This is a genomic window from Salisaeta longa DSM 21114, assembly GCF_000419585.1.
GTDB classification, from domain to species: Bacteria; Bacteroidota; Rhodothermia; order Rhodothermales; family Salinibacteraceae; genus Salisaeta; species Salisaeta longa.
Genome location: NZ_ATTH01000001.1, coordinates 2,182,111 through 2,205,252, shown reverse-complemented (window position 1 = coordinate 2,205,252; position 23,142 = coordinate 2,182,111). Strand labels below are relative to the sequence as shown.

Annotated in this window: 15 protein-coding genes; 9 read left to right on the top strand and 6 right to left on the bottom strand. The window is 63.1% G+C overall.

Features of this window, described 5'->3' with window-relative positions; genetic code table 11:
* The first annotated feature begins 393 nt into the window (after window positions 1–393).
* The 5 genes from SALLO_RS0109135 to SALLO_RS16325 all read left to right on the top strand — a co-directional run bounded on the left by SALLO_RS0109135 (window position 394) and on the right by SALLO_RS16325 (window position 8,480).
* Window positions 394–4,533, top strand: a complete 4,140-nt coding sequence (locus SALLO_RS0109135; protein WP_022836004.1) for an LAGLIDADG family homing endonuclease — start codon at window positions 394–396, stop codon at window positions 4,531–4,533.
* Window positions 4,534–4,757: 224 nt separating this feature from the next.
* Entirely contained in the window at window positions 4,758–5,486 is a 729-nt protein-coding gene (locus SALLO_RS18435; RefSeq protein WP_157621358.1) for a hypothetical protein, read from the top strand.
* A 71-nt stretch (window positions 5,487–5,557) separates the two neighbouring features.
* On the top strand, window positions 5,558–7,702 hold the full coding sequence (locus SALLO_RS0109120) for a hypothetical protein (RefSeq protein WP_022836001.1): 2,145 nt from the start codon (window positions 5,558–5,560) through the stop codon (window positions 7,700–7,702).
* A gap of 221 nt (window positions 7,703–7,923) precedes the next feature.
* Window positions 7,924–8,226, top strand: coding sequence for a nucleotidyltransferase family protein (locus SALLO_RS0109115; protein WP_211214086.1), 303 nt, complete (start codon window positions 7,924–7,926; stop codon window positions 8,224–8,226).
* The gene (locus SALLO_RS16325; protein ID WP_022835999.1) at window positions 8,223–8,480 is read left to right on the top strand and encodes a HepT-like ribonuclease domain-containing protein; all 258 of its coding nucleotides are present in this window, start codon (window positions 8,223–8,225) and stop codon (window positions 8,478–8,480) included. Before SALLO_RS0109115 ends, SALLO_RS16325 begins: the two co-directional genes overlap by 4 nt.
* A 15-nt stretch (window positions 8,481–8,495) precedes the next feature.
* Here SALLO_RS16325 and SALLO_RS0109105 read toward each other — a convergent pair whose 3' ends face one another.
* The 3 genes from SALLO_RS0109105 to SALLO_RS16320 form a co-directional block, all read right to left on the bottom strand.
* Window positions 8,496–9,101 (bottom strand): transposase, encoded by a 606-nt coding sequence (locus SALLO_RS0109105; protein WP_022835998.1) that lies wholly within the window; start codon window positions 9,099–9,101, stop codon window positions 8,496–8,498.
* Window positions 9,102–9,293: 192 nt separating this feature from the next.
* The gene (locus tag SALLO_RS0109100; RefSeq protein ID WP_022835997.1) at window positions 9,294–12,074 is read right to left on the bottom strand and encodes a serine/threonine-protein kinase; all 2,781 of its coding nucleotides are present in this window, start codon (window positions 12,072–12,074) and stop codon (window positions 9,294–9,296) included.
* 98 nt (window positions 12,075–12,172) lie between these two features.
* Entirely contained in the window at window positions 12,173–12,766 is a 594-nt protein-coding gene (locus SALLO_RS16320) for a sigma-70 family RNA polymerase sigma factor (protein ID WP_022835996.1), read from the bottom strand.
* A gap of 309 nt (window positions 12,767–13,075) precedes the next feature.
* Between SALLO_RS16320 and SALLO_RS0109090 the strand changes: the two genes are divergently transcribed.
* The 4 genes from SALLO_RS0109090 (at window position 13,076) to SALLO_RS17810 (ending at window position 18,922) form a co-directional block, all read left to right on the top strand.
* The gene (locus SALLO_RS0109090) at window positions 13,076–14,704 is read left to right on the top strand and encodes a thiol-activated cytolysin family protein (protein WP_084696231.1); all 1,629 of its coding nucleotides are present in this window, start codon (window positions 13,076–13,078) and stop codon (window positions 14,702–14,704) included.
* Window positions 14,705–15,034: 330 nt separating this feature from the next.
* A complete protein-coding gene (locus tag SALLO_RS0109085) occupies window positions 15,035–15,565 on the top strand; it encodes a hypothetical protein (RefSeq protein ID WP_022835994.1) in 531 nt (176 codons plus the stop codon).
* A 46-nt stretch (window positions 15,566–15,611) separates the two neighbouring features.
* On the top strand, window positions 15,612–17,891 hold the full coding sequence (locus tag SALLO_RS0109080; RefSeq protein WP_157621356.1) for a hypothetical protein: 2,280 nt from the start codon (window positions 15,612–15,614) through the stop codon (window positions 17,889–17,891).
* Window positions 17,892–17,908: 17 nt separating this feature from the next.
* Window positions 17,909–18,922 carry an OmpA family protein gene (locus SALLO_RS17810; protein ID WP_169577912.1) on the top strand — a complete coding sequence of 338 codons (1,014 nt, stop codon included), beginning with the start codon at window positions 17,909–17,911 and terminating at the stop codon, window positions 18,920–18,922.
* A 363-nt stretch (window positions 18,923–19,285) separates the two neighbouring features.
* On the opposite strand, the gene crcB is transcribed toward SALLO_RS17810, so the two are convergent.
* From crcB to SALLO_RS16300, 3 genes are read right to left on the bottom strand one after another with little or no spacing between them, the layout of a single operon-like run.
* Entirely contained in the window at window positions 19,286–19,651 is a 366-nt protein-coding gene (gene crcB, locus SALLO_RS0109070; RefSeq protein WP_022835991.1) for a fluoride efflux transporter CrcB, read from the bottom strand.
* The gene (locus SALLO_RS17805) at window positions 19,648–20,520 is read right to left on the bottom strand and encodes a universal stress protein (protein WP_022835990.1); all 873 of its coding nucleotides are present in this window, start codon (window positions 20,518–20,520) and stop codon (window positions 19,648–19,650) included. The genes crcB and SALLO_RS17805 overlap by 4 nt, the downstream gene beginning before the upstream one ends.
* The gene (locus SALLO_RS16300) at window positions 20,513–22,960 is read right to left on the bottom strand and encodes a Lon protease family protein (protein WP_022835989.1); all 2,448 of its coding nucleotides are present in this window, start codon (window positions 22,958–22,960) and stop codon (window positions 20,513–20,515) included. Before SALLO_RS16300 ends, SALLO_RS17805 begins: the two co-directional genes overlap by 8 nt.
* Between the last annotated feature and the right edge of the window lie 182 nt (window positions 22,961–23,142).

The following is a 23,142-nucleotide window of genomic DNA, read 5'->3' as shown; positions in this document are numbered from 1 at the left end:
GGGAAACCGGCCGTGCGGCCCGTAGGGCAGACGTTAGTGCTTTGTGGATAACTTGACTTGCATCCGTGGCGGCGCTTCGATTCTTTGGGTATCCACGATTGGCACCCGCCGTCGTTTGTTGGAACCGCCCCCGGTCGCAGGTCCTGCCATCGGGGGGTTGTGCATCGGTTGTGTGCGTACAGCTCGCAGAAGCGCCGAAGCGCCCGTCCCCCACGTCCGGCCGCGTTCATCTGCAGTGCGCGCATGGCTTTGGTAGGCAGCGGGCGTCGCTCGTGCCCCACGGGGCCAAGGGTGCATGCACGGCACGGCCCATCGACAGGGCGCAGCGCACGCACCTGAAACGACGGCCCCGCATCGTTCAATGCATTTGAATTCATCAGCACAGGCTACTCAATGTCCGAATCATCCGCTACCGCCTCCACCGGTGCGCCCGCCCTGCCCGACGCCGACGCGTTGGCCGACGGGCTCTCCATCGAGCGCGTATTCTCGTCGGAAGACACGCATCCGTTTGACGAGCTTGACTGGGACCGCCGCACCGCGGCCATCAAAAACCCTGACGGCGAGGCCATCTTCGAACAAGAAGACGTCGAGTTTCCGTCGTCGTGGAGTCAGCTCGCCACCAACGTGGTGGCCTCCAAATACTTTTACGGCGACCAAGATGCCGGCAACGGCTCGCCGGCCGACGGCCAGCGCGAGTATTCCGTCAAGCAGCTGGTGGAGCGCGTCACCCGCACCATTGCCGACTGGGGCCGCGCGCAAGACTACTTTGCGACGGAAGAAGACGCCGAGACGTTTTACGAGGAGCTGACCTGGCTGTGCGTGAACCAGTACGGGGCGTTCAACTCGCCCGTGTGGTTTAATGTGGGCCTCGGGCAGCAGTACGGCATCCGCGACACCGGCGACAAAAAGATCTACGGCTGGGACGACGAGGCACAAGCGATTGTGCAGGTCGACCCGTACGAGCACCCGCAGGCCTCGGCGTGCTTCATCGTTGACGTCGAGGACTCCATCGACGGCATCTGGCGCACCATGGCCGAGAGCGCGCGCCTGTTCAAGTTCGGATCGGGCGTGGGCGGCGACTGGTCGACCCTGCGTTCCTCGAAGGAGAAGCTCTCCGGCGGCGGCGTGCCCTCGGGGCCCGTCAGCTTTATGAAGGTGCAAGACGCCACCGGCGGCACCATCAAGAGCGGCGGCAAAACGCGTCGGGCCGCGATCATGCAAACCCTCAAGTGCTGGCACCCCGACGTGGAAGCGTTCGTGAAGGCCAAGCAAGAGGAGGAGAAGAAGGCATGGGCCCTCATCGAACAGGGCTACGACGGCTCGTTTAACGGGCCTGCGTATGGCGCGGTCGACTTCCAGAACGTCAACCAGAGCCTGCGCGTCACCGATGCCTTCATGGAAGCGGCCGAGACGGGCGACACCTACCCGCTGCGCGCCGTGCTAGACGGCGAAGTGATCGACGAGGTAGATGCCGCCGCGCTCCTCGAACAAGTGGCCGAGGGCACCTACATCTGCGGCGATCCCGGCCTGCAGTACGAAGACACCATCCAGCAGTGGCACACGTGTCCGAACACCGACAAGATCAATTCCAGCAATCCCTGCGTGACGGGCGACACGCTCGTAGCCACCGCGCACGGTCTGCGCCGCATTGACAGCCTGCTTGGGGAAACGCCACGTATCGTTGGGCTCGATGGCAAGCTGCACCGCGCGACTCGTGTCATTGAAACCGGCACAAAGCCCGTGTACCGCCTTCGTACGAAAAGCGGCTACACGATTAAGCTCACCGCGGATCATCCTGTTTGGACAGAGAACCGCGGCGACGTACCTGCTGCGGAGCTGACCAAAGACGACACGGTGCGGCTCATGCAGCCCCGCTTCGGCACGGATGCGTTGGCGGCAGATACGGCCGAGTACGTAGGTTTGATGCTAGGTGACGGATGCATCAGCGGCACCGTTGCTACGCTTGCGATGGACAAAGATCAAGAGACGCTTGTTGCTGAAAAGGCAGCAGCGGTTGTCAATCGGTTCCAGCGGCAGCGTGGCACGGTGGCAGTCACCGAGCGTGATACAAGCGCCGCAGTAGCAACGTCTGCCGCGTCTGTACGCGAGCTGTTGGATCGGTACGTGGTGCTAGATGAGGGATCGAGCGCCAAACGGCTTAAAGACACTGCATTTGCCCTCGATCGCGAGAGTATGGCTGCGTTGTTGCGCGGGCTCTTTACGGCCGACGGTACCGTGGTAGACAACGCCGACAAGAGCCAGTACGTTGGCCTCGACTCGACTTCTGAGACGCTGCTGGAACAAGTCCAAACCTTGCTGCTCGGATTCGGCATCAAGGGTAAACTGTATCGTAACCGCCGCCTGACCAGCCGTGCGTTGATGCCGGATGGAAAAGGGGGACTGAAGGAGTACGATGTCAAGCAACTGCACAGCTTGCGCATCACGCGTTCCAGCCGCGTTCGCTTTGCAGAAGAAATCGGCTTCATGGCCGAGAGCCAAAAGTCTGCGGCGCTCCAGGCACTCAACGAGCGCGTGGGCACCTACCGCGATCGCATGACAGATCGCGTCGTATCGATGGAGCTGCTTGGCGAAGAGCCGGTCTACGACCTCACCGAGCCGGCAACTGATCACTTTGTGGCCAATGGCGTCGCCGTGCACAATTGCTCCGAGTACATGTTCTTGGACAACTCGGCGTGTAATCTGGCATCGTTGAACCTGCGGAAGTATCAGCGGGCCGACGGGTCGGTAGATGTGGAGCGGCTGCGGGCCGCTGCGCGCATCTTTATTACGGCGCAGGAGATTCTGGTGGACAACGCCGGCTACCCAAGCGAAGCCATCGCGCGCAACAGCCACGCCTTCCGTCCGCTGGGGCTGGGCTTCGCCAACCTCGGCGCCCTCCTCATGTCGATGGGCTACCCGTACGACTCGGACGAGGGCCGCGCGGTGGCCGGGGCCGTGCAAGCCATCAACCACTGCGAGGCGTACGCCCGCAGCGCCGAGATCGCCGCGAACAAGGCCATCGGTCCGTTTGACGGCTATGCCGAGAACGAAGAACCGTTCTTGGACGTGATGCGCCAGCACCAGGCAGCGGTGGAAGACATCGACCGCGGGCTATGCCCCGACGAGCTGCTTTCGGGTGCCCGCGAAAGCGCCGCTCGCATGGTGGCCCTGGGCGAGCGGCATGGCTACCGCAACGCACAGGCCACAGTGATCGCGCCCACCGGCACGATTGGCTTCTACATGGACTGTGACACGACGGGCATCGAGCCGGACATTGCGCTGGTGAAGTACAAGCTGCTCGCCGGCGAGGGCGAGGGCATGATGAAGATCGTAAACAAGAGTGTGCCCAATGCCCTCGAGCGCCTTGGCTACTCCGACGAGGAGATCGAGTCAATCATTGCGTACATTGACACCAACGACACGATTGAGGGCGCGCCGGCGCTGAAAGACGAGCACCTGCCGGTGTTCGACTGCGCGTTCAAACCCGCCAACGGCGAGCGGTCCATTCACCACATGGGCCACATCCGCATGATGGCCGCCGTGCAGCCGTTTGTGTCCGGGGCAATTAGCAAGACGGTGAATATGCCCGAGCACGCCACGGTGGAGGACATCGCCGATGCGTACCACAAGGGGTGGGATCTTGGGTGCAAGGCAATCGCCATCTACCGCGAGAACTCGAAGCGCAGCCAGCCGCTCTCTACCTCCGAAGGCGGCAACACGCAGTCGGCGGAGAAGGAGCAGGCGGCAGAGCCCGCCGAGGCCTCGGTCGATCCTTCGGGCGACGGCGCGCCGCAGTACGCCGCCGACGAAGCGCCCGCGATTGACGACGAGCAGGTGGTCTACAAGCCGCGCCGCAAGCGTCTGCCCGACGAGCGGCCGTCCATCACCCACAAGTTCTCGATCGCTGGGCACGAGGGCTACCTCACCATCGGGCTCTACCCCGAGACGCAGCAGCCCGGTGAGATCTTTATCACCATCGCCAAGCAGGGCTCTACGCTGGCCGGCATGATGGACGCGTTTGCCACCAGCATCTCGATTGCGCTGCAGTACGGCGTGCCGCTGGCGGATCTGTGCCGCAAGTTTAGTCACATGCGCTTCGAGCCGAGTGGCTTTACGCAGAACGATCAGATCCCCATCGCGAAGTCGATGATGGATTACATCTTCCGCTACCTGAGCCTCAAGTTCTTGGACGCCGACCCGCAGGACGCGGAGGCGACCCCGGACCCTAGCCGGGCCGCTGCGGAGGAGACGACGTCCCGTAGCGGCCACACCGCCTCGCCCGCCGACGACCTGGGCACGCTCGACGCGCCCACCGCGCCGATCGACGATGCCCTGATTGGGCAGACGGTGAATGCGTTCATGGACGCGACGGTGGACAACGCCTCGCAGGCGGATGCGGTGAAGGACGACGTGGCGGCCACCTTCCAGAACGCCTCGGACGCGCCGCCGTGCCCCGAGTGCGGCTCCATCACCGTGCGCAACGGCAGCTGCCACATGTGCCCCAACTGTGGCAGCACCACGGGCTGCGGATGATAACCGTGAATGACAGATAGCGGCCATTCTTCCCCGCTATCGCAGACGTGGAAAGGGCGCATGGGGCAACCTGTGCGCCCCTTTCCAAAGCATGTCTGATTAACGCCCACAAACAGAAAAGCCCCGACAGCGGCAACTGTCGGGGCTCTCTGGAGAGTCTTGGAGAGACGGCAAGTTAGAGCTTGCCGCCACTACTGTTTTTCCATTATGTACTTGCTACGATAATGCCTACGTCAAAGAATCGCAATACCCCTCAACCCAAAGAACGCTCGAAGCCGCGAATTTCCCTGAACAAGCTGGGAGAGTATGCGGCAGAGTCTAGTCCGTCGCGCCGTCGGCGCATCGTTCGGGATCAAAAGCACCCGAAAGGCTTCATCGTCCCATACTACGACCCTGTTCGTGATGCGATTGTAAGCTACATCGTGAATGATGAAGCCGACCTCAGTCCGCTCCGTGACGCGATCACTAAACTTGAGGGTGAGGCTCCAACATCCTCTTGGAAGGAACAGCGACTTCAATCTTGTTTGGACGCAATCACTGCATTCCGATCTCAATTCGATGCGGTACTTGAGCGAGAAGAGATTTATGCTGTGCTCGCCCGCAAGACTGATCCGGCCTCTATCCAGATTGAAGGCGTAAAGGTATCGATTCGTCCAGATCTTCTGGTTTACGGCAAAGACGGACGAGGCAAAGAGATTGTGGGTGCTATTAAGCTTCATCTCTCAAAGAGTCACCCGCTGAACGACGCGTCTGGAAAATATGTCGCGACGCTTCTGCACCGCCATGTGGAAGAACGGCTCGCCAGCGATGGCCTGCATCCCTCGCGTATGTGGTGCTTCGTGCTCGACATCTTCGAAGGCGACCGATTCATCGCCCCACGAAGTTACAAGCGCCGCCGCGAGAACCTAGCTGCTGCGTGCGAAGAAATCAGGTCGACTTGGCCGCTCGTTTGACCCAATCGGAACGTCTGGCTCCCTGTGCGGGTCGGGCGTGTTCATAATCTGTGAGCAAAAAACCAGGGCTCATGCTTTCTTCAACCGAACAAGGCGACGCATCAAGGGGTGGCAAAATCCCTCAGGAACTTGTGTCTCTCATTCAGCACATCCGGCTCAATGAGGCCGGTTGGTGGGAAAAGGGTGTGCACCGTCTAATCCTATCGGTGGTATGGCTCTCTGATGATCGACAGGATGAGCAAGGTATCGAGAGCAGTCTGCGTAATCTCTTTGGTGTTGAGCTTCAAGGTGGAGTAGAGAAGCATATTGAAACCTTGTTAGCCACTGGCCAGGTCGTTCGTCTACAAGACGGGTCTCTTAAAATCTCCGAAGAACGACTCACAGCATTCGAAGACGAACTGCAGAGCTCTGAGGAGCTGGAAGACAAGACCAAGCGTGTTTTCCACGAAACCGTGGATAAGTATCTCTCAGACCCCCAAGACAATATATGGGAAAGCTTTAATGAGAAACTCCTCATCCCTTTTGTGAAAGAGATGGGGGCCAGAACCTACGAGATAATATCTGGAACCTCAGAGAATATAGAAGAAGCGATCAGCTTCTCAGAGTTTCTTCAAGACTATCCAGAAGAACAACATGCATCTCTCCGAAAGGCAATCGTAGAGTTCATGAATCCGAAGCACCGGGTCGTTAGAGGGTATGTGCTCAGGTACTTGAATGCGTATTTCTTTGTCGAGGCGGGTAATCTGAATGAGCAAACAATTGGAACCCTAACTCGCATCACCGAGCAATCTCAGACTTTTACACTTTTCCTCGACACGAATGTAGTGTTCTCACTGCTGGGGTTTCATAACAATCCTTCTGACGATGCCGTCGAGTCGTTGATCAAGACGGTCAAAAAGCTATCAGAGGCAGTAGAGCTTGAATTTTACTTGCTGCCCATCACTCTTGACGAAACCAAACGCAGTATTGATGCGAGCAAGGCTTCTCTGGAAAACATAAAACTGCCTGCTAATTTGGCAGCTGCAGCTACTCAGACCGATAAGCTTAACGGTATTGCTAAAAAGTATGCACAGGCAACGCTCAAAGTAGGGCGACCGCTGAAAGCAGAAGATTTCTTCGGAAGGTATCTCAACAACCTCCTTCCCATACTGCGTGCTGGTGGCGTAGAACTGTTTAACGACGGAGAAATTGACGAGTATGCAACACACCAGAAGGTCATCGATGATCTCAATGACCAGAGGGAGTTTGAAGAGAGTAGATATCCTGATTTCAAACGAAAAAGCTATCAGCAACTTATCCATGATATTTCCTTATGGCACTATACCAAAGATAAGAGACCGATCCGCGTTGAATCACCACTCGAAGCTCAGCACTGGATTGTCACTATCGATTATCGGCTGATCCGATTCGACAAGTATAAGATTTCCAGAGTACCGGGACAGATTCCTGTCTGCATTCATCCCACTTCACTTATTCAACTTCTTCAACTCTGGGTGCCTCGCACTTCCAAATTGGAAGAGGCCATTCTAAACAGCTTCCAGCTCCCACTCGTCTCGAATGAGTTCGACAGCGATGCTGAGAGAGTAACTATCGACATCTTAGAGACACTGGCGCGATACGAGGGAATAGAGGGCTTACCCAGCAAAACCGTGGAGAGAATTATCGTTAGTGATGCTCTCCGTGACAAGATGAAAACAGAAACCGACACAGATAAAAAGTCAAAGTTTATCCACGAAGCGGTAATTCAGGAAAACCAGAAGCTCGCTCAGATGACTGAAAATATGAGACGGGCCATGTCCAAGCAGGGAGAGCAAATCGATACGTTCCTTCAGGTCATTGAGGAGCAAAACAAAGAAATCGAGAGCATAGGCTCAAAGCTGGATGAAGCAACTGACATCAATCGGAGTAAGGACAGCCAACTACAGGAAGCGAACGACCAGGTTGAGGAAGCGATGGAGGAGCTCTCGGACTTCAAAAGGGCGACTGCCAAATGGATTGCTTCCGTTGTTCTGTTCCTGATGTCATCAACCGCTTTATGGCTTCACGATTCCTGGCTCGGTTGGGAATGGCTCAGTGGACACTCACGGCAAAACGCTGTTTTGATTACCCTCCAGCTCATGCTGGTATTTGTGCTGTTAAATATTCCTCTTCCTAAATACTGGAAATTTTGGGTCGGCACACTCATCGCAATAATTTTGACTGCTATCGCTCTCTGATCAGGTGAATCAGTGGTTAACTGTTGAAAGGACCTTCGGCAGTCGTAGATGATGAATGCCCAACGATCTGCAGGCCGTGCCCGCACGCCCGGACGACCGCCCATCCCCCGATGGCACCGCGCCGTCCCCGGCCCGAGTCGTTGCGCCGGGATCGATCAAACGCGTGAAGGTGTCGTACAACGAACGGATAGTATATGCCCCGACACCACCTGCTAAGGCCCATGCCTCGCATGCCAACGCTGCCCGACATCAAACGCACGCTGCGTCAGCACCTCCCTGTGCTGCGTGAACGCTACGGCGTCGATACGCTGGCTCTCTTCGGCTCCTATGTGCGCCACGAGCAGCGGGCCGACAGCGACTTGGACGTGCTCGTCACCTTCCGCGAGACGCCGGGTCTGCTCAAATTTGTGGAGCTCGAAGATGCGCTCAGTGACGTGCTTGGCGTGCCGGTAGATCTCGTCGTGGAAGACGCCCTGAAGCCTCGTATCGGCGATCGCGTCCGGCGCGAGGTGGAGCCGCTATGACCAAGCGCACCCACGTCGACCATCTCGAAGACATCCGCGCGCTGGAGATCATCGGCGAAGCGACCAAACGCGTTCCGGAATCCCTTCGCGAGCAGCACCCGTCCGTGCCGTGGCGCGCGATGGCCGGGATGCGCGACAAGCTGATCCACGACTACATCAACGTGAACCTGCGCATTGTGTGGATGACTGTGCAGGAGGAAGTGCCTGCCGTTCAACGAAACGTGCAGAACATCCTCAACGCGCTAGATGAATAGGGGCCTTGGTCTCCCTTATCCATCCGGGTGGTGCCGGTCTTCCTGCCACCGTGCCGGATTTTGGCGGATGTATGTGCGGATGCGGTTCAAATCCTGGCGGTTGCGCACGATGTGTTCGTAGAAATTGCGTTGCCACACCGGGGCACCCGGCGTGTCGCGCCGGCGGTTGATGCGTTTGGTGACCATCGATTTGAATTGCCGCATGATCGTCGACAACGATCCGGCCACGGCCCCGCCAAAGGTGCGATGGGGGTGGTCGCCGTAGGGATTCATCGGCGATGAATCCCTACGGCGGTTTGCGTCGGATGGGCCGGATGACGCATTCCCGTCCCGGTCGGCACCGGTCCCGTCGGCCGTAATCACAATAATGCCATGCACGTGGTTGGGCATCACCACAAACGCGTCCAACACGACGTTGTCGCGCACCTGTTCGGTACGGTGCCATTCCTCGGCCACGATGTCCCCTAACGGATTCAACACCATCCGGCCCCGGACGACCGCGCCGAAGAGGCACATGCGGTTGTGCGCGCAGGTGGTGACAAAATACGCCGCCGGCCGGCGGTAATCCCACCCCGGGAGGCGCATGGACTGGCGGTCGTGCTTCTCGGGATCGTACGGCATGGCAGATGGACAGGCCCTCCTTTATTCCGCAGACACCCCCGCGCCGCCCGCGCAACGTGTCGGGGCGTCCCCGGTGCCTCCGCGGCATCCAGGCCAGGGCCGCAGCGGCCCCGCCTGCGGCGCGCTCTGGAGTGGCCCTTGTAGGTCGTGCCTAAGGCCCTCCGCGAGGTCCCATGGCACCGCTACGTCGCATTACGTGGGGGACTTCACGCCCGGCGCCCGCGAGGTGCGAAAAGAAGCTGCGCGCTCGGGACGGCCCCAGGCCTCGTAGAGCCGGACGACGCGCGTGCGAGCGGTTTGCACGCGGTCATCGTCTGGGCCGTGCACATCGAGGAGGGTGGCGTAGCTTTCGGTGAGCGGCGGCTCGGCGTCGGCATACCGGCCCAGCGCGGTCAGGCAAGCCCCCAGCGTGCTGCGGGCCACGGCCACCCGCCAGTGGTCGGCGCCCAGCGCGTCGGTGCGGAGTGCGACGGCTTCGCGTAGCAGCGGCTCGGCATTGGCCGCGCGGTTCGTGGCGGTCAGCAGCGCGCCGAGACGGATGAGCGGATAGGCGGTGTTGGCGTGGCCCTCCGGGAAGAGTTGACGATGCAGCCCGAGGCTCTGGCGAAAGTAGCGTTCGGCATCGGTCAGGTTGCCGGCGGCCTGGAGCGACGCGCCGAGGCTGTAGCTGAGGGCCGCCACGTACGGATGCACGGGGCCCAGCTGCGCCCGGTTGATCTCTAGCGCGCGGCGGTAGTAGCGTGCCTGCTCCTCGTGCCGACCCAGGCCGCCCAGAATACCGGCCAGGTTGCCCATGCTGGCCGTGGTTTCGACGTGCGCCTCGCCAAACAACGCGATGCGCATGGTGAGCGCGCGCCGTGCGATGGGCGCGGCGGTGGCGTATTCGCCCATGTTGGCATAGAGGCGGCTGAGGTGGTTGAGCGTGTGGGCTACGTCGGGGTGTGGGCCGTCGTAGAGGCGCTGGCGCATGGCGAGCGCTTCGCGGTAGAGCGCCTCGGCCTCGTCGAACTGGCTCTTGTGGCGCAGCACCATCGCCAGGTTGTTGAGGCTCATTGCCACGTCGGGATGGTCGCCTTCAAAGTGCTGCTGCCGCACGGCGAGTGCCCGCCGGTAGAGCGCCTCGGCCCCGTCCAGGTCGCCTTGGTCGAAGCGAAGCGTGGCCATCTCGTTGAGCGTGCTCGCAGTCCGCGGATCGGCTTTGCCAAACTGCTCGGTGCGGATGGCAAGCGCGCGCTGGAGGAGGGTATCGGCCCGGTCGTAGGCCCCGAGGAAGTGCAGCAGGGTGCCCCGGTTGTGGAGCGTCGCCGCGACCGTGGGATTATTGGGGCCGAGCTGGGCCTCCTGGATAGCGAGGGCCGCGCGGAAAAGCGAATCGGCAACGGTGTACGCGCCCGTCTCCTGTCGCAGCACGGCCAGGCTGTTCAGGCTGGACGCGACGTCGGGGTGCGCCGGCCCCAACGCCGCGCGGCGCAACGTCACCGAACGTTCCAGCAGGGGGCCTGCCGCCTCGAAGGCACCCAGGCTCTGATACGCCTCGCCCATCACCTGCATCATGCGCGCCTGCACGAGCGGCCGGTTGGCGAGTTCGCGCGCGATGCGTGCGGCGCCGGTGTCGAGCAGCGCGCGGGCCGTCATCGTCTCTCCCCGGGATACGCTCGGGTTCGCCGTAGCGAAGAGGCCCTGCAGGAAATCGGACACCTGCGTGGCGGTGGCCGCTTCGCGCCGCGCCCGGTCGCGCTCCTGCGCCAGCTGTACGGTGTAGAAGCCGACGAGCGCCGCGATGAGCACGACGACGGCGGCGGTGGCCGCCACGCTCGCACGATGGCGCTGGAGAAACTTGCGCGTGCGGTAGCGGACGGTATCCGGCTGGGCCGCGACGGGCCGGCCGTCGAGGTAGCGCTGCAGGTCGTCGGCCAGTTGCTCGGCGGCGGCGTAGCGGCGCTCCGGCTCTTTGCGGAGCGCCTTCAGCACGATGGTGTCGAGGTCGCCCCGCACCGCGCGGCGCCGATCCGCGGGGGCTCCCGCCGACGGGGGCGCAGGCACCTGCTCGCACACGATGCGCTCAATCGCGGCCGGCGAGCAGCCCGTCAAGTCGAAGGGACGCTGTCCGGCGAGCAACTCGTAGAGCACGACGCCGAGCGCGTATACGTCCGTGGCCGTCGTCACCGGCGCGTGGCGCAGCTGTTCGGGGGCTGCGTAGGCGGGCGTCATCACAGCGCGACCGGTGCGGGTACGGGCAAACGCCGGCCCCAGGTCATCGTCGGAGGCCAGCACTTTGGCAATGCCAAAGTCGAGCAGCTTCACCGTGCCCGCTTCCGTGACGAGGATGTTCGACGGCTTCAAGTCGCGGTGGACAACGAGCCGGTGATGGGCGTACTGCACAGCCTCACACACGGTTTGCATGAGCCGAATCCGCTCCTCGACCGAAGCGCCGTGCCGGGTGCAGTAGCGGTCAAGCGGCACGCCGTCAACGTACTCCATTGCGAAGTAGGGATGCCCGTCCTCGGTGAGCCCCCCATCGAGCAATTGTGCGATGTGCGGATGTTGCAGGCGTGCGAGGATCTGGCGCTCGCGTTGAAAGCGCTGGACGACCGACGTGGAGAAAATGCCGCCGCGAATCAGCTTGAGGGCAACCCGTTGCTCGAACTGACCGTCTGTGCGCGCAGCGAGGAAGACGGCGCCCATGCCGCCATGGCCGAGCGGCCGCACGATACGGTAAGGGCCAACGCGCTCACCCTCTGCAGGAAGGATGCCGAGCGGCAGGAGGTCGGTAGGCAGGCGGATGGCATCGAGGGCTAGGCCGTCGAGCAACGGATGGGCCGCGGCGTCTGCCGCGAGCAGCGACCGAAGCTCAGCAAGGAGGTCAGGGTCGCCTGTACACGCTGTTCGCAAGAAGGCATCCCGATCGGCAGGCGCGCGCTCCAGCGCTGACTCAAAAAGCGTTTGGATCTGTGACCATCGAGCCCCATCCATGGTGGTCTGGTGGAATAGTTGGGAGGGCGGGCAGGCGAAGCGCCCAAAGGCATGGGCGCCGGGCTACCTATAGACGCAGGAAAATGCGCGCCGACCGATCATGCCGTTGCGTCTTTTTTTGCGTCGGGCGCAGGCGGCTTCATCTCGCGGCTCAGCCAGGCACGGGCCAAGCGCCAGTCGCGCCGCACGGTGGGCACCGACACACCGATCACCTCGGCAATTTCTTTTTGCGTAAGCCCGCCGAAGAAGCGGTAGGTGACAACCTGCGCCTGCCGCTCGTTGAGCTCTTCGAGCCGCTGCAGGGCATCATCCAGGTCAATCAGATCCGCGGCGTGCACGTCGCGCGGCGCCATGCCGTCCTCGAAGGTAGCCACCGGCGCGCCGCCGCCGCGCTTCTGCGCGTTGCGCTTGTGGGCGTAGTTGATCAGGATGCGCCGCATTGACAGCGCCGCAACCCCCATAAAGTGGGCGCGGTTTTGCCATGTCATGCGGTCCTGTTCGACGAGCTTCTCGTACGCCTCGTGCACGAGGGCCGTCGTGTTGAGCGTGTGGTCGGCGCGCTCGCCGCGCAGCTTCTGATGAGCCAGTGCACGCAGCGCATCGTACACGTGTGGCAGCACGGCATCCACGACGGTGCGATTGCCGCCGGTTAAGGCGTCGAGCAAGGTGGTAAACGGTGCGGTAGTTGGCATCCCATTCTCTCAACAGCGCGCACGAGTCGTTCGTTTTTCCTTCACAAAAGTATGGGCTGCTAGAGCAGAAAGCAATGCCGCGTCTGGTTTGTTGCACAACGTGCGCTCCTTCGAGGCGCGCACTGCGCCATTTCTCGATAGGGGCCACGGGCAAAAGACGCATCGCACCATAAGCCCGCGCGACGGTCATCCGAAAATGTGAAGATTTGATGGGGTATTATCGGTTGGGGGGCCATCTGATGCGTGAGTACATGAGGGCCGCAGCGCCCTTTCTTCATAGGTTGCTCACCACAAAGCACAGGACACCCCATGAGATGCTTCCGATTTATTTTCCCCTCTTTGCTGTTGATCTTCTTCATCGCGACCGGCTGCGACAGCGGCTCCGGAATGACCGAGCCGGGCCAGCGTCCGGACGGGGCGTCAATCGGCGAATATCTGTCTGGGCTGACGTACGATGCCGACGCGCTCCTTAACGTGCAGCCGAGCGATGCGGCGCGCACGCCCATCGACACCACAACGACGACCGAGCAAGACGGCACCGTCGAGCGCACCTGCGTTCGCACGACCTATAACCTGCAAACCAACTTCGAAGAGATTGCCATCCTGCGGCCCACGGCCGATGTCATTTGGCCGGGGGCGCTCGTCGAGGCCAATCAGTCGCTCCTTGATGGCTTGCCCGAGCCGGCGCGCTTCGATCGGGCACCCGTCAAGATTCGCGTTGACCTGCCCGGCATCGGCGAAAACGGCACAAAGACGATTGAGGAACCGGATCTGGCGAGCGTGCAGACGGCCATCGACGAGGCGCTGGAGTGGTGGAATGCCAACGCCTACGAGGAGGGCTACGTAAACGCTGCGAGCTCCTCAAACCGCATCACGACATCGTACTCGTCGACGCAGGCCTCGCTAGACGTGGGTCTGAACGTGGCCTGGGCCACCGGCGACGTGCAGTCGCAGTTCAACTACGAAACGACCGAGACGAAGCGCGTGGTGATGGCAACATACAAGCAGGCCTTTTATACGGTAAGCTTCGTGCAGGAGAGCGGCGCACAGCCTGAAGACGTGTTTGGCCCGGAGGTGACGCTACAAGCGGTGCAGGCGGCCTTCGATAGCGATGCGCCGCCGGCCTACATCGCGTCGGTGACGTACGGGCGGATCATCATGTTTCGGATGGAGACCGCCTCGTCGTACACCGCTGCGGAGGTGGAGGCAGCGTTTAAGTATGCCGCCGGGACGCAGGTCGATGGCGACCTGGAGGCACGCTATCAGGAGATTCTGTCGAGTTCGACCGTAGAAGTCGTCACGCTGGGCGGCAACGCGGCGGTGGCGTCGGAGGCCGTGACGGCGCGCTCGGCGGGCGACCTCGTGCCGATCATTACCGGCGAGAATGCCGTGTACTCGCGCAGCAATCCCGGCGTGCCCATTGCGTACGCCGTCAAGTACCTGAAAGACGATCAGCTGGCCAAGCTGGGCTACACGACCGAGTACACAGCCACTGAGTGCTCGTCGGTGCAAACAATAAACACCATCACGGTGCATTTGAAGGAGTTTTATGTGCGCAAAGACTGCGACGGCATCGAGGGGGATGGCGAGTTCGAGTTTCGCGCCATTGTGAACGGGGGTGGCACCCGCGCAGGAGATTTCATTCGGGAGGCGACCCTGGGCGATGGCGGCCGGGTGCGGCTCAATGAAGAGGTCGTCTTTGATATTGAGCGGCAAGACGGCAACGAGTTTGGCATCACGTTTTACAGCACAGAGTGGGATAAAAAGATCTGGGGCGAAGTGTTCAAAGACCCAAACATGGCAACGGTGCGCAGCGTCAAGCGACACACCTTTGGCAGTACGGGATGGAGCAACGTGCCCACCAGCGGTGACATCCGACTTGTAAATGGCAGCCAGAATTGCCAGGCCGAGCTTGTGTACTCAGTTGGCGTGATGTAGCCGCGGCAACGGCCCTCATGGCAGACCGCATCTGCAGCGAGCGCACGTTCGCAGCGAGGGAAGGTCACGGGCCCGGCTGCCTGTGGCCTTCTTTACGCCTTTATGCTGCGTCGAGATGGGGGGCATGGTCTTCTGAGGTCCGCGACGGGGCGGACGTGTGCGCCGGAAGTAGCGGCGTCCTTCGCCAAAAATCCCCTACAGAAGCCGTGGAGTTGTTACATTCCACGAAACCTTGGCCTCTACCATTGCTTTCCACGGGACGCTCGTGTTAGGTTTGCGCTAGCATTTCAACATTCCACTGGACTTTTTCTTGCCCGCGACTCACTTCCTATGACTGTTTTACGCTCGGTTTTTGCGGCCGTCTTGTGCGCTTCTGTCCTTTTTGTTGCGGGATGTGATGGCGGAGGCGCTGGTACGTCAACCAACCTGGAGGGCACGTTTACGGCCCAACGGTTCACGTTTGAAACGACAGGCACGGCCATCGCCGACTTCAACCTGCTGGCCGATACGCTGGCGGCTGCTCCGCAGATGCGTTTCTTTTCGGGCAATGGGGCGGTGTTCATTGACTACCGCCTGGAGGGCCAAACGGGGTCGTTTAGTATTGCGGGTTCGTTTGTGCGGCGCGACAGTCGCATCATCGTTGACCTAAGCACGGTGAACAGCGAGACGCTGCAAGACCTGCTGCTGCCCGAGACGCTGCGTCTCACCTTGTTGGCCGATGAGAATACGCTTACGGCCGATCAGCAGGTGGACAACGTGGAGCTGGCATCGTATGCGCCCGGCCGGTACGGTGGGCTCACGCAGCCGGTGAATGGTACCCTGCGGCTTACATTTACGCGGACGTCGGATACCGCCCAGTAGCCTCTCGTCCGCGGCCTGTCTTTCTTCTCACATTTGCTTTGCTTCTATGACGCATCGTTACATATTGCCGTCCGCACCTCGCTTGCTGGGGTGGTTTGTTGCGCTCTTCCTGCTGGGTCCATCTGTTGCTGCGGCGCAGATGGGCGGCATCAGCTACACGATATCGCCGGCGGTGGAGGGCGTCTTTTGGCCGGATCAGGCCGCGCTTGAGGAGACCGCGATGTACGGCGGCGAGCTGGGCCTCGGGTTTGGGCGCTACGTGGAGCTGAGCGGCGTGTATATGCTCAACGGCGGCGTCTCGTCGGACCTCAACAACATCGGCTCGCTTGCCGGATTGAGCAACCGCTCGGTGGATGTGCAGCGCTACGGCGGTACGCTCCGCTTTAACCTGCCGGCTACGCGGTTGCGGCCCTATTTGGAGGCGGGCGTCGGGGTGTTGCAGTTCGATCCGGACGCGAAGGACACGTACAAGAGCATCTACGCCAGCGGCGGCGCTGGGCTGACCTTTACCGCGGCGAGCCGCTACACCGTGACGGTGGGCGGCGGATTGCTGACGTACCGGTACACCCCGAGCGCGCTGTTCTTTGATGCAAACGATGGCATTGGCGATACCGGGCAGCGCACCGTGTACAGCCCGACGCTGCGGGCGGCCGTGCGGTTGTATTTGGGCGGGCGGCGGCCGGGCACAACAACCGCGCTCGACCAATCCATCCGCGGGCAGTTTGGGGATGGCCTCAGCGGCGCCCGCTTGTTTGTGAAGCCGTTCTATGGCCGCGTAGAGTTTAACGAGGCCCTCGGCTTTCCCAAAGATCAGAACCTGTACGGCGTCAATGCCGGCGTGCAGCTTGGGCAATACCTGGGCCTCTACGGGTTCTACTGGCGCGGGGCCGATGGCACGGCGTACTTTGAAGATATTGGCGGCGGCACCGATGCGGTGGCCCTGTACGGCGGCGAGATGGCGCTGCGCGTAGACGTGGGGGCGCTCGGCCAGCGCTTCGTTCCGTACCTAACCATGGGCGGCGGCTACTTTAACGTGCTGTCGGGGTATGCGAACGACGTGCCCGCCGGCGCGGCGCTGCCCACCGACCGCTACTTTGCATCGGGCGGCCTAGGCCTTGAGGTGCCGCTTGTGCGGTCGTTGCGCCTCACCGGCGGGCTGCGTGGGCTCGTGATGAGCACCGAAGAGGCCAGCACCGTCAGCAATCCCGGCGAAGTGTACGGCAGCCTGATGTACAGCGTGGGCGTCGAGTTTAGCCTGGGCGGCGGCCGCGAGGCCCCGCAGCCGCCCCGTCGCCCCCAACCGCCTGTAGCGCCGCTGCCCGCCAACGCGCCGGCCGCCGCAACGCCGCAGGCGCCTGCCCCCGCAGGCCGCGCGCCCACCGCCGCTACGACGCCAAGCACGCCCGACACCGTGCGGGTGGCGCAGGCCGCACGCTCCCCCGCGCCCACGGCATCGTCTAATCTTTCCGACCGAACCATTGCCGTGCCGGTGCCCGAGGTGGGCGAAATCTACATCCGGATTGGCAACCCCGACGCGGCCTCGCCTGCCGGGGGCCCGCCGACAACCGCCGCCGCCCCGGCGCCGGACCAACCGCTGGAGGCGCGCGTGCGGCAAGCCCTGCGGGCCGAGCTCGGCGCCGACACGACGGCCACCACCGCCGCCTCCATCGAGCAGATGGTGCAGCAGGCCGTCCGCGAGTACTTGCGCACCACCGAGGGCGATGCGCCCACGGCCGACGAGGCCCGCATTCAGGCGCTGGAGGAGCAAATTGCTGCCCTGGAGCGGCAGCTGGAGCGCCAGACGCAGGCGCTGAATGCCCTCGGCGCCAACGTGCGGCCCATCCAGGTGCAAACCACAACGACTACCGCAACCGAAGAAGGGGACACGCAGCCGTTCTACCGCTCGGTGCTCGGGCAGCCGCTGCTAGAAATTATGCCCTACACCGGCGCGCGCTTCGGTCAGGGGCTTACGCAGGTGCAGATTGGCGTGCGCGGTAACTACCGCTCCAGCCCCTCCTCCAACTTCCAGCTCATGCCGGAGCTTGCGGTGGGCCTGCGCGACGGCACCTCGGTGCTCGCCCTCATGAACGCCGGCTACTCGTTCCTTGGCGCGACGGTGCAAAACCAAACGGGCCAGCCGATTGAGCCGTACGCCGGCATCGGCCTGGGACTGCTCACGCGCACCGGCATCGACGTGGGCCTGGCGTCAAACGTCTTCCTGGGCGGTACCTACAAGATCGGTGGAGGCGGCGTGGTGCTGGAGTATAGCACGCTCAACCTCTTCGATTATCATCGCCTTACCATTGGCTACCGCATCCTCCTGTGACACGCGCCCTAACGTATTTGTTGGTTTGGGGAGGGCTGGTGTGGGCCTGCAGCGGCGCGTCCGGCGCGGCGCATGCACAGACCGTGCAGGTGGATACCACCACAGCCGCACCGTCGCGCACCGAGGCCCCGGCCAGCGTGCAGCGCGTTCGTGCGCGCATCCGCGCGATTCGCGGCGGGCCCGGTCCTGCGCAACAACAGACGGCCGCGTCCCCGCGGCCCATCCGTGTCGAGATTCAGCGCATCACGCGCGGGACCCTTGCGCCGGCCGACCTGCGCGCCCTGGAGCGCCGCCTCCGCGCCGATTTCAATCAGCAGATCGATGCGCTATACCGCGTGCTGCGGCAGCTGCCAACCGGCGACCTGGTGGTGACGAACCCCTCGGTGCAGGTTGTGCCGCCCGACACAGCGGCCCGGCGTCCGCCTGCGCCGCCCGATACCGTCACGCGCGTCGTGCCGGTGTCGCCAGGGGCCGTGCCGCCCCCGCCGCCCGCTCCGGTGCCCACCGTGCGCCGGGTGGAACGGGCCATTCTGGAGACCGGCCTCTTCCGCGCGGCGGGTGTCAACTTTGCGTTTGACGAAAGCACCCTGCTGCCCAGCGCCACGCCCATCCTGAACGCCGTGGGTACGGTGATGCAGCGCTACGACGAGCTGCGGATTGCGGTGGGCGGCCACACCGACAGCATCGGGACGGCGGCGTACAACCAGCAACTTTCGGAGGCGCGCGCGCGTCGGGTGCGGCAGTACCTCATCGATCGGCATGGCATTGCGCCGGCGCGCCTTACCGCGGTGGGCTACGGCGAAGCGCGCCCCGTAGCCACCAACGCCAACGCTACCGGGCGCACGCTCAACCGCCGCGTCGAGTTTAAGGTGCTGAATCAGGCGGCGGTGGTCGAAGACCGCAACGCGACGGCGCGCCAAGACACGATCACCGTAAGCCGCGAGCGCCTCCAAGAGCTGGTGCGCACCTTGGTGCAACAAGAGCTGAAGCGCCGCGCTGCCGCGCCCGACACCACGCGGCCAACGCCGTAGGATCCTGGCGAAAGCGCCGCGCAATCGCGCGTCGCACCGGGCCCAATCCAGAACCAACGCGCATACTGTGGACAACTGTGGACAGGCGCGTGCGCCAAACCACCGGTACGGCGCGCGTCAGAATGGCGGCCGTAGATGCGCTGTCTGTAGGCAGTCCGGCGACGCATGGGGCGGTATCCTTGCAATTGTCGGCGGGCAAAAGGTGCCCCGGTGCTTGTTGCCCACCGACCGATACGACCTTCACCGAAGGGGTGAAACCGGCTGGAGCATGTGCGCATCGTCCAAAAGCGACGCGCTAGGTTCCAGCCGGGGGGCTTGCGCGCCGGCATGCCGATGAGGCCTGTCGGCGCTTTTTTGTGGGCATCACTCGGCCATCCACAGCCCCAGAAAGACCAACGCGAGGCCCGCGGCATTACTCACCGCAATGTTGGTGAGGCCGGCGGCCCAGTGGCCGGTGCGCATCAGCTGGATGCTTTCCAGGCTGTACGTAGAGAACGTCGTAAACGCCCCAATGACGCCCGTGAGCAGAAAGGGCGCCACCTGCGGCGGCAGCCGCACGCGCTCCAGCCATCCCCAGGCCAGCCCGATGAGCAGGCAGCCGCACAAGTTGGCGGCAAGGGTGCCGTACGGAAACTGTTCGGGCAACGCACGGTGCACGGCGCGTCCGAGCCCATGGCGCATCAGGGCGCCCAGGCCGCCGCCCAGGGCAATCCACAAAAGAGCAGTCATGAGGGGTCGGTAGCAGGTGCTGAGGTTGGGGCTCGCATGATAAGCACGGGCCGATCCAATTCGTAGAGCAGCTGGCGCTGGCGGTTGCGGAGCTGTGGCAGCGTATCGGGCAGCACGGCAAAGCCGCCCGCGTGGTGCAGCACGGCCGGCAGCCGGCTGGCTTCGAGGCGCGACAAGACGTGCACATCCAGCAGAAGCCGCTGCTCGCCGTACACGTCATGCACGGCCTCCCGCAGCGTCGCGGTTTCATCGGGGGCGCCGGGGGGCAGCAGCACCTTGAGCGGCACGTGGCCCATGAGGTGGGCCAGGCGCGCCGCCATGCGCAGCGCCGCCCGCGCCGCCGCGCTGCCGTCAAAGTAGGTCACCACCGGGGGCGCGTGGTCGCCATGGTCGCGCAGGATCAGGACGGCAGCCGGCGCACGCTCTAGCAGCGCCGTGGTGGTGCGGCCCAGGCGCTGGCGGCTGCTCTGTGCGGAGCTGGTCTTGCCCAGGGTCACTAGGTCGGTGTCCGCGGCGGCATCCAGCAGCTCCCCAACCACGTGGCCCTTACGCACCGCAAACGAATGCTCGATGCGCAGGGCGCGGGCGGTGTCCTCCAGCATGCGTCGGGCGGCTTCGGCCTGGGCGCGCAGCTGCCGTTGCAGCCGCGGGCCACTCATCGGAACCGCCGTGCGCCGCAGCGGCCGCACCTCCTGATGAAACGGCAGGCGCGCCAGCCGCTTCAGCTGCTCGTCCTCCACAAAAACCCCGTGCAGTGAGGCGTTGAACAGCACCGCAAACTGTGCGGCCACATCGAGGGCGGCCTCGCTGGGCCGCGAGCCATCGAGGGCGACGAGGATGCGGCGCAGCGTGTGGTCGGAATCATTCATGAGAGGCAGCCTCGTCGGCGGTTCCGTTAGGCGATGCAAAGGCACGCCGCTGGTCGGCCATGGCGGCGAGACGATCGGCCACGGCGCGGTTCACGGTGCCCTCGGGATACGTGCCGTCGTCGGCGCGCGTGCCGGCCGGTTGGCCCGTGAGCAGCGCAATGCCTTCGTCTACGGTGCGCACCGGGTAGATGTGAAACGTGCCCGCCTCGGCGGCCGCGACCACCTCGGGGCGCAACATCAGGTGCTCCACGTTGCTCTGCGGAATGATGACGCCCTGCGATCCGGTGAGGCCCGCCGCCTGGCAGGTGTCGTAGAACTCTTCGATTTTTTCGTTCACCCCGCCAATGGGTTGAATGACGCCGTGCTGGTTGACCGAGCCGGTGACGGCCAGCGACTGCTTTAGGGGAAGGTCGGCGATGGCGGAGAGCAGCGCGTAGAGCTCGGCCGAGGACGCGCTGTCGCCGTCGATGCCGCCGTACGACTGCTCAAACACGAGGCTCGCGCTGAGCGACAGCGGATGCTCTTGCGCAAAGCGCCCCTCCAAAAATCCGGACAGGATGAGCACGCCTTTGGCATGCAGCGGCCCGCCGAGCTCGGTCTCGCGCTCGATGTCTACGATGTCGCCGCTGCCCAGGCGCACGCGGGCGGTGATGCGGTTGGGCTTTCCGAACGCGAAGCCGTCTTGCTGCAGCACCGAGAGGCCGTTTACCTGCCCCACGGCGCTGCCCTCGGTGTCGATGTAGATCGTGTCGCGGGCAATGGATTCTTGCACGCGTTCGCGCAGGCGATCGGCCCGGCGTTCTTGGGCGTCAAGGGCCTGCTGCACGTGGGTGCGCGAGACGACGTCGGCCGCGTCTTTTCCGGCCCAGTAGCTGGCTTCCGTTACCAGGTCGCACAGCGCGGTGCGGTGGGTGGAGAGCTTCTTCGTGTCGTCAACCAAGCGCATGCTGTGCTCCACCACGCGGGCCACGGCCGAGGCGTCGAGCGGGCGCAGGTCCTGCTCGTCAACGAGCGTGGCCAGCATCCGCGCGTATTGCATGCGGGCCGCGTCGGTGTGGTCGATGTTGTCGTCAAAGTCGGCCATCACCTTAAACAGATCCTCCATATCGGGGTCGTACGCGCTGAGGAGGTAGTAGAGCATCCGTTCGCCCACGAGCACCACTTTCACGTCGAGCGGGGCGGCTTCGGGCTCTAGGGTGACGGTGCGAATGAGGCCCAGGGCCTCGCCGGGCGACTCGATCTGGATTTCGTTGTTTTGCAGCGCGCGCTTCAGGCCTTCCCAGGCGTAGGGCTGCGTGAGCAGCTTGCGGGCTTCAATGATGAGGTAGCCGCCGTTGGCTTTATGGAGGGCGCCGGGTTGGATCAGGTTGAAGTCGGTGACGAGGGCGCCCATCTGTGCGATTTGCTCGACCTCGCCCACCAGGTTGCGGTAGTTGGGATTGTCCTCGTAGATGACCGGCGCGCCCTCCGTGTCGCTGTTATCCACGAGCACGTTTACACGGTAGCGCCGCCACAGCGCCCCGGGCAGGCCGTTGCTCTGCTGGCTTTGTTGCTGCATGGCGGCCTGGTTTTGGCTGCTGCTGCCGCTTTGCGCGGCCCGCACGAACGCTTCCACGTTTTCAATGATGTCGGCGCGCACCGCCTGCAGGTAGTCAACCACCTGTTCCAAGTCGTCGTAGCGGGCCTGCAGCTCTTCTAGCAGGTCGTTGACCGCAAACTCGGCCATCTCGCGGTTCAATTGCTGAATTTGCTTGCGCGCGGCCCGCTGCCGTTCGGGCACTTTCCGCAAGATTTGCTGCAGTTCCTCCTGGAACTGCTCGATCTTTTCCTGGAGCGCTTCGCGGCGCTCTTCGTCGAGCGTGTCGATTTCTTCGGGCGAAACCACCTCGCCGTCTTTGATGGGCGCAAAGGCGAAACCGTTGGGCGTGCGGATGAGGGCGATGTTTTCTTCGCGGGCTCGCTCTTGCAGTTCGTCGAGTGCAGCCTCTTGCTCCTCCTGCGCCTCTTCCTGTACCGCCTGGCGGCGCGTCTGGTAATCTTCGCTTTCAAAGGTGGCCAGCAGCGCCGTCTTCACGTCCTCGATGAACTGCTCCATGTCCTCGCACAAGGCGGTGCCCCGGCCGGTGGGCAGCTGCATCAGTTGGGGCGTGCGCTCCTCCGAAAAGTTGTTGACGTAGCACCAGTCGGGCGGCGTGGAGCGGTCGCTGGCATGGGCCGCCACCTGCTGCTGCACGAGGCGCCGTCGTCCGGTGCCCCCGGGGCCTAGGGCAAAGACGTTGTACCCGTCGTTGGGGATTTCGATGCCGAACTCGAGCGCCTCTATGGCGCGCTCATGGCCTACGAACGGAGCATCGGCCGACAGGTCGTCAGTCGTAGCAAAGCCCAGCGCGGAGGCATCGCAGGTGCGGCGGAGGGCGTGGGCGGCAAGTGGTTCGGTCATGAGCGTGAGGCGTTGGCGGTTGGAGGGGCAGCGGAGAGGATGGTATGTACTGCCGTAAGTGGAGGGAGAGGTTCCGCGGCGGCGGCCCGCTTACACGAACGTGACAAGCCCGGCGGCCTGAACGAAGCGGCGGGCCGCGGCGTGTTGTACGGGGCTGCGGAAGCGATGCGTTAGCCCTATGT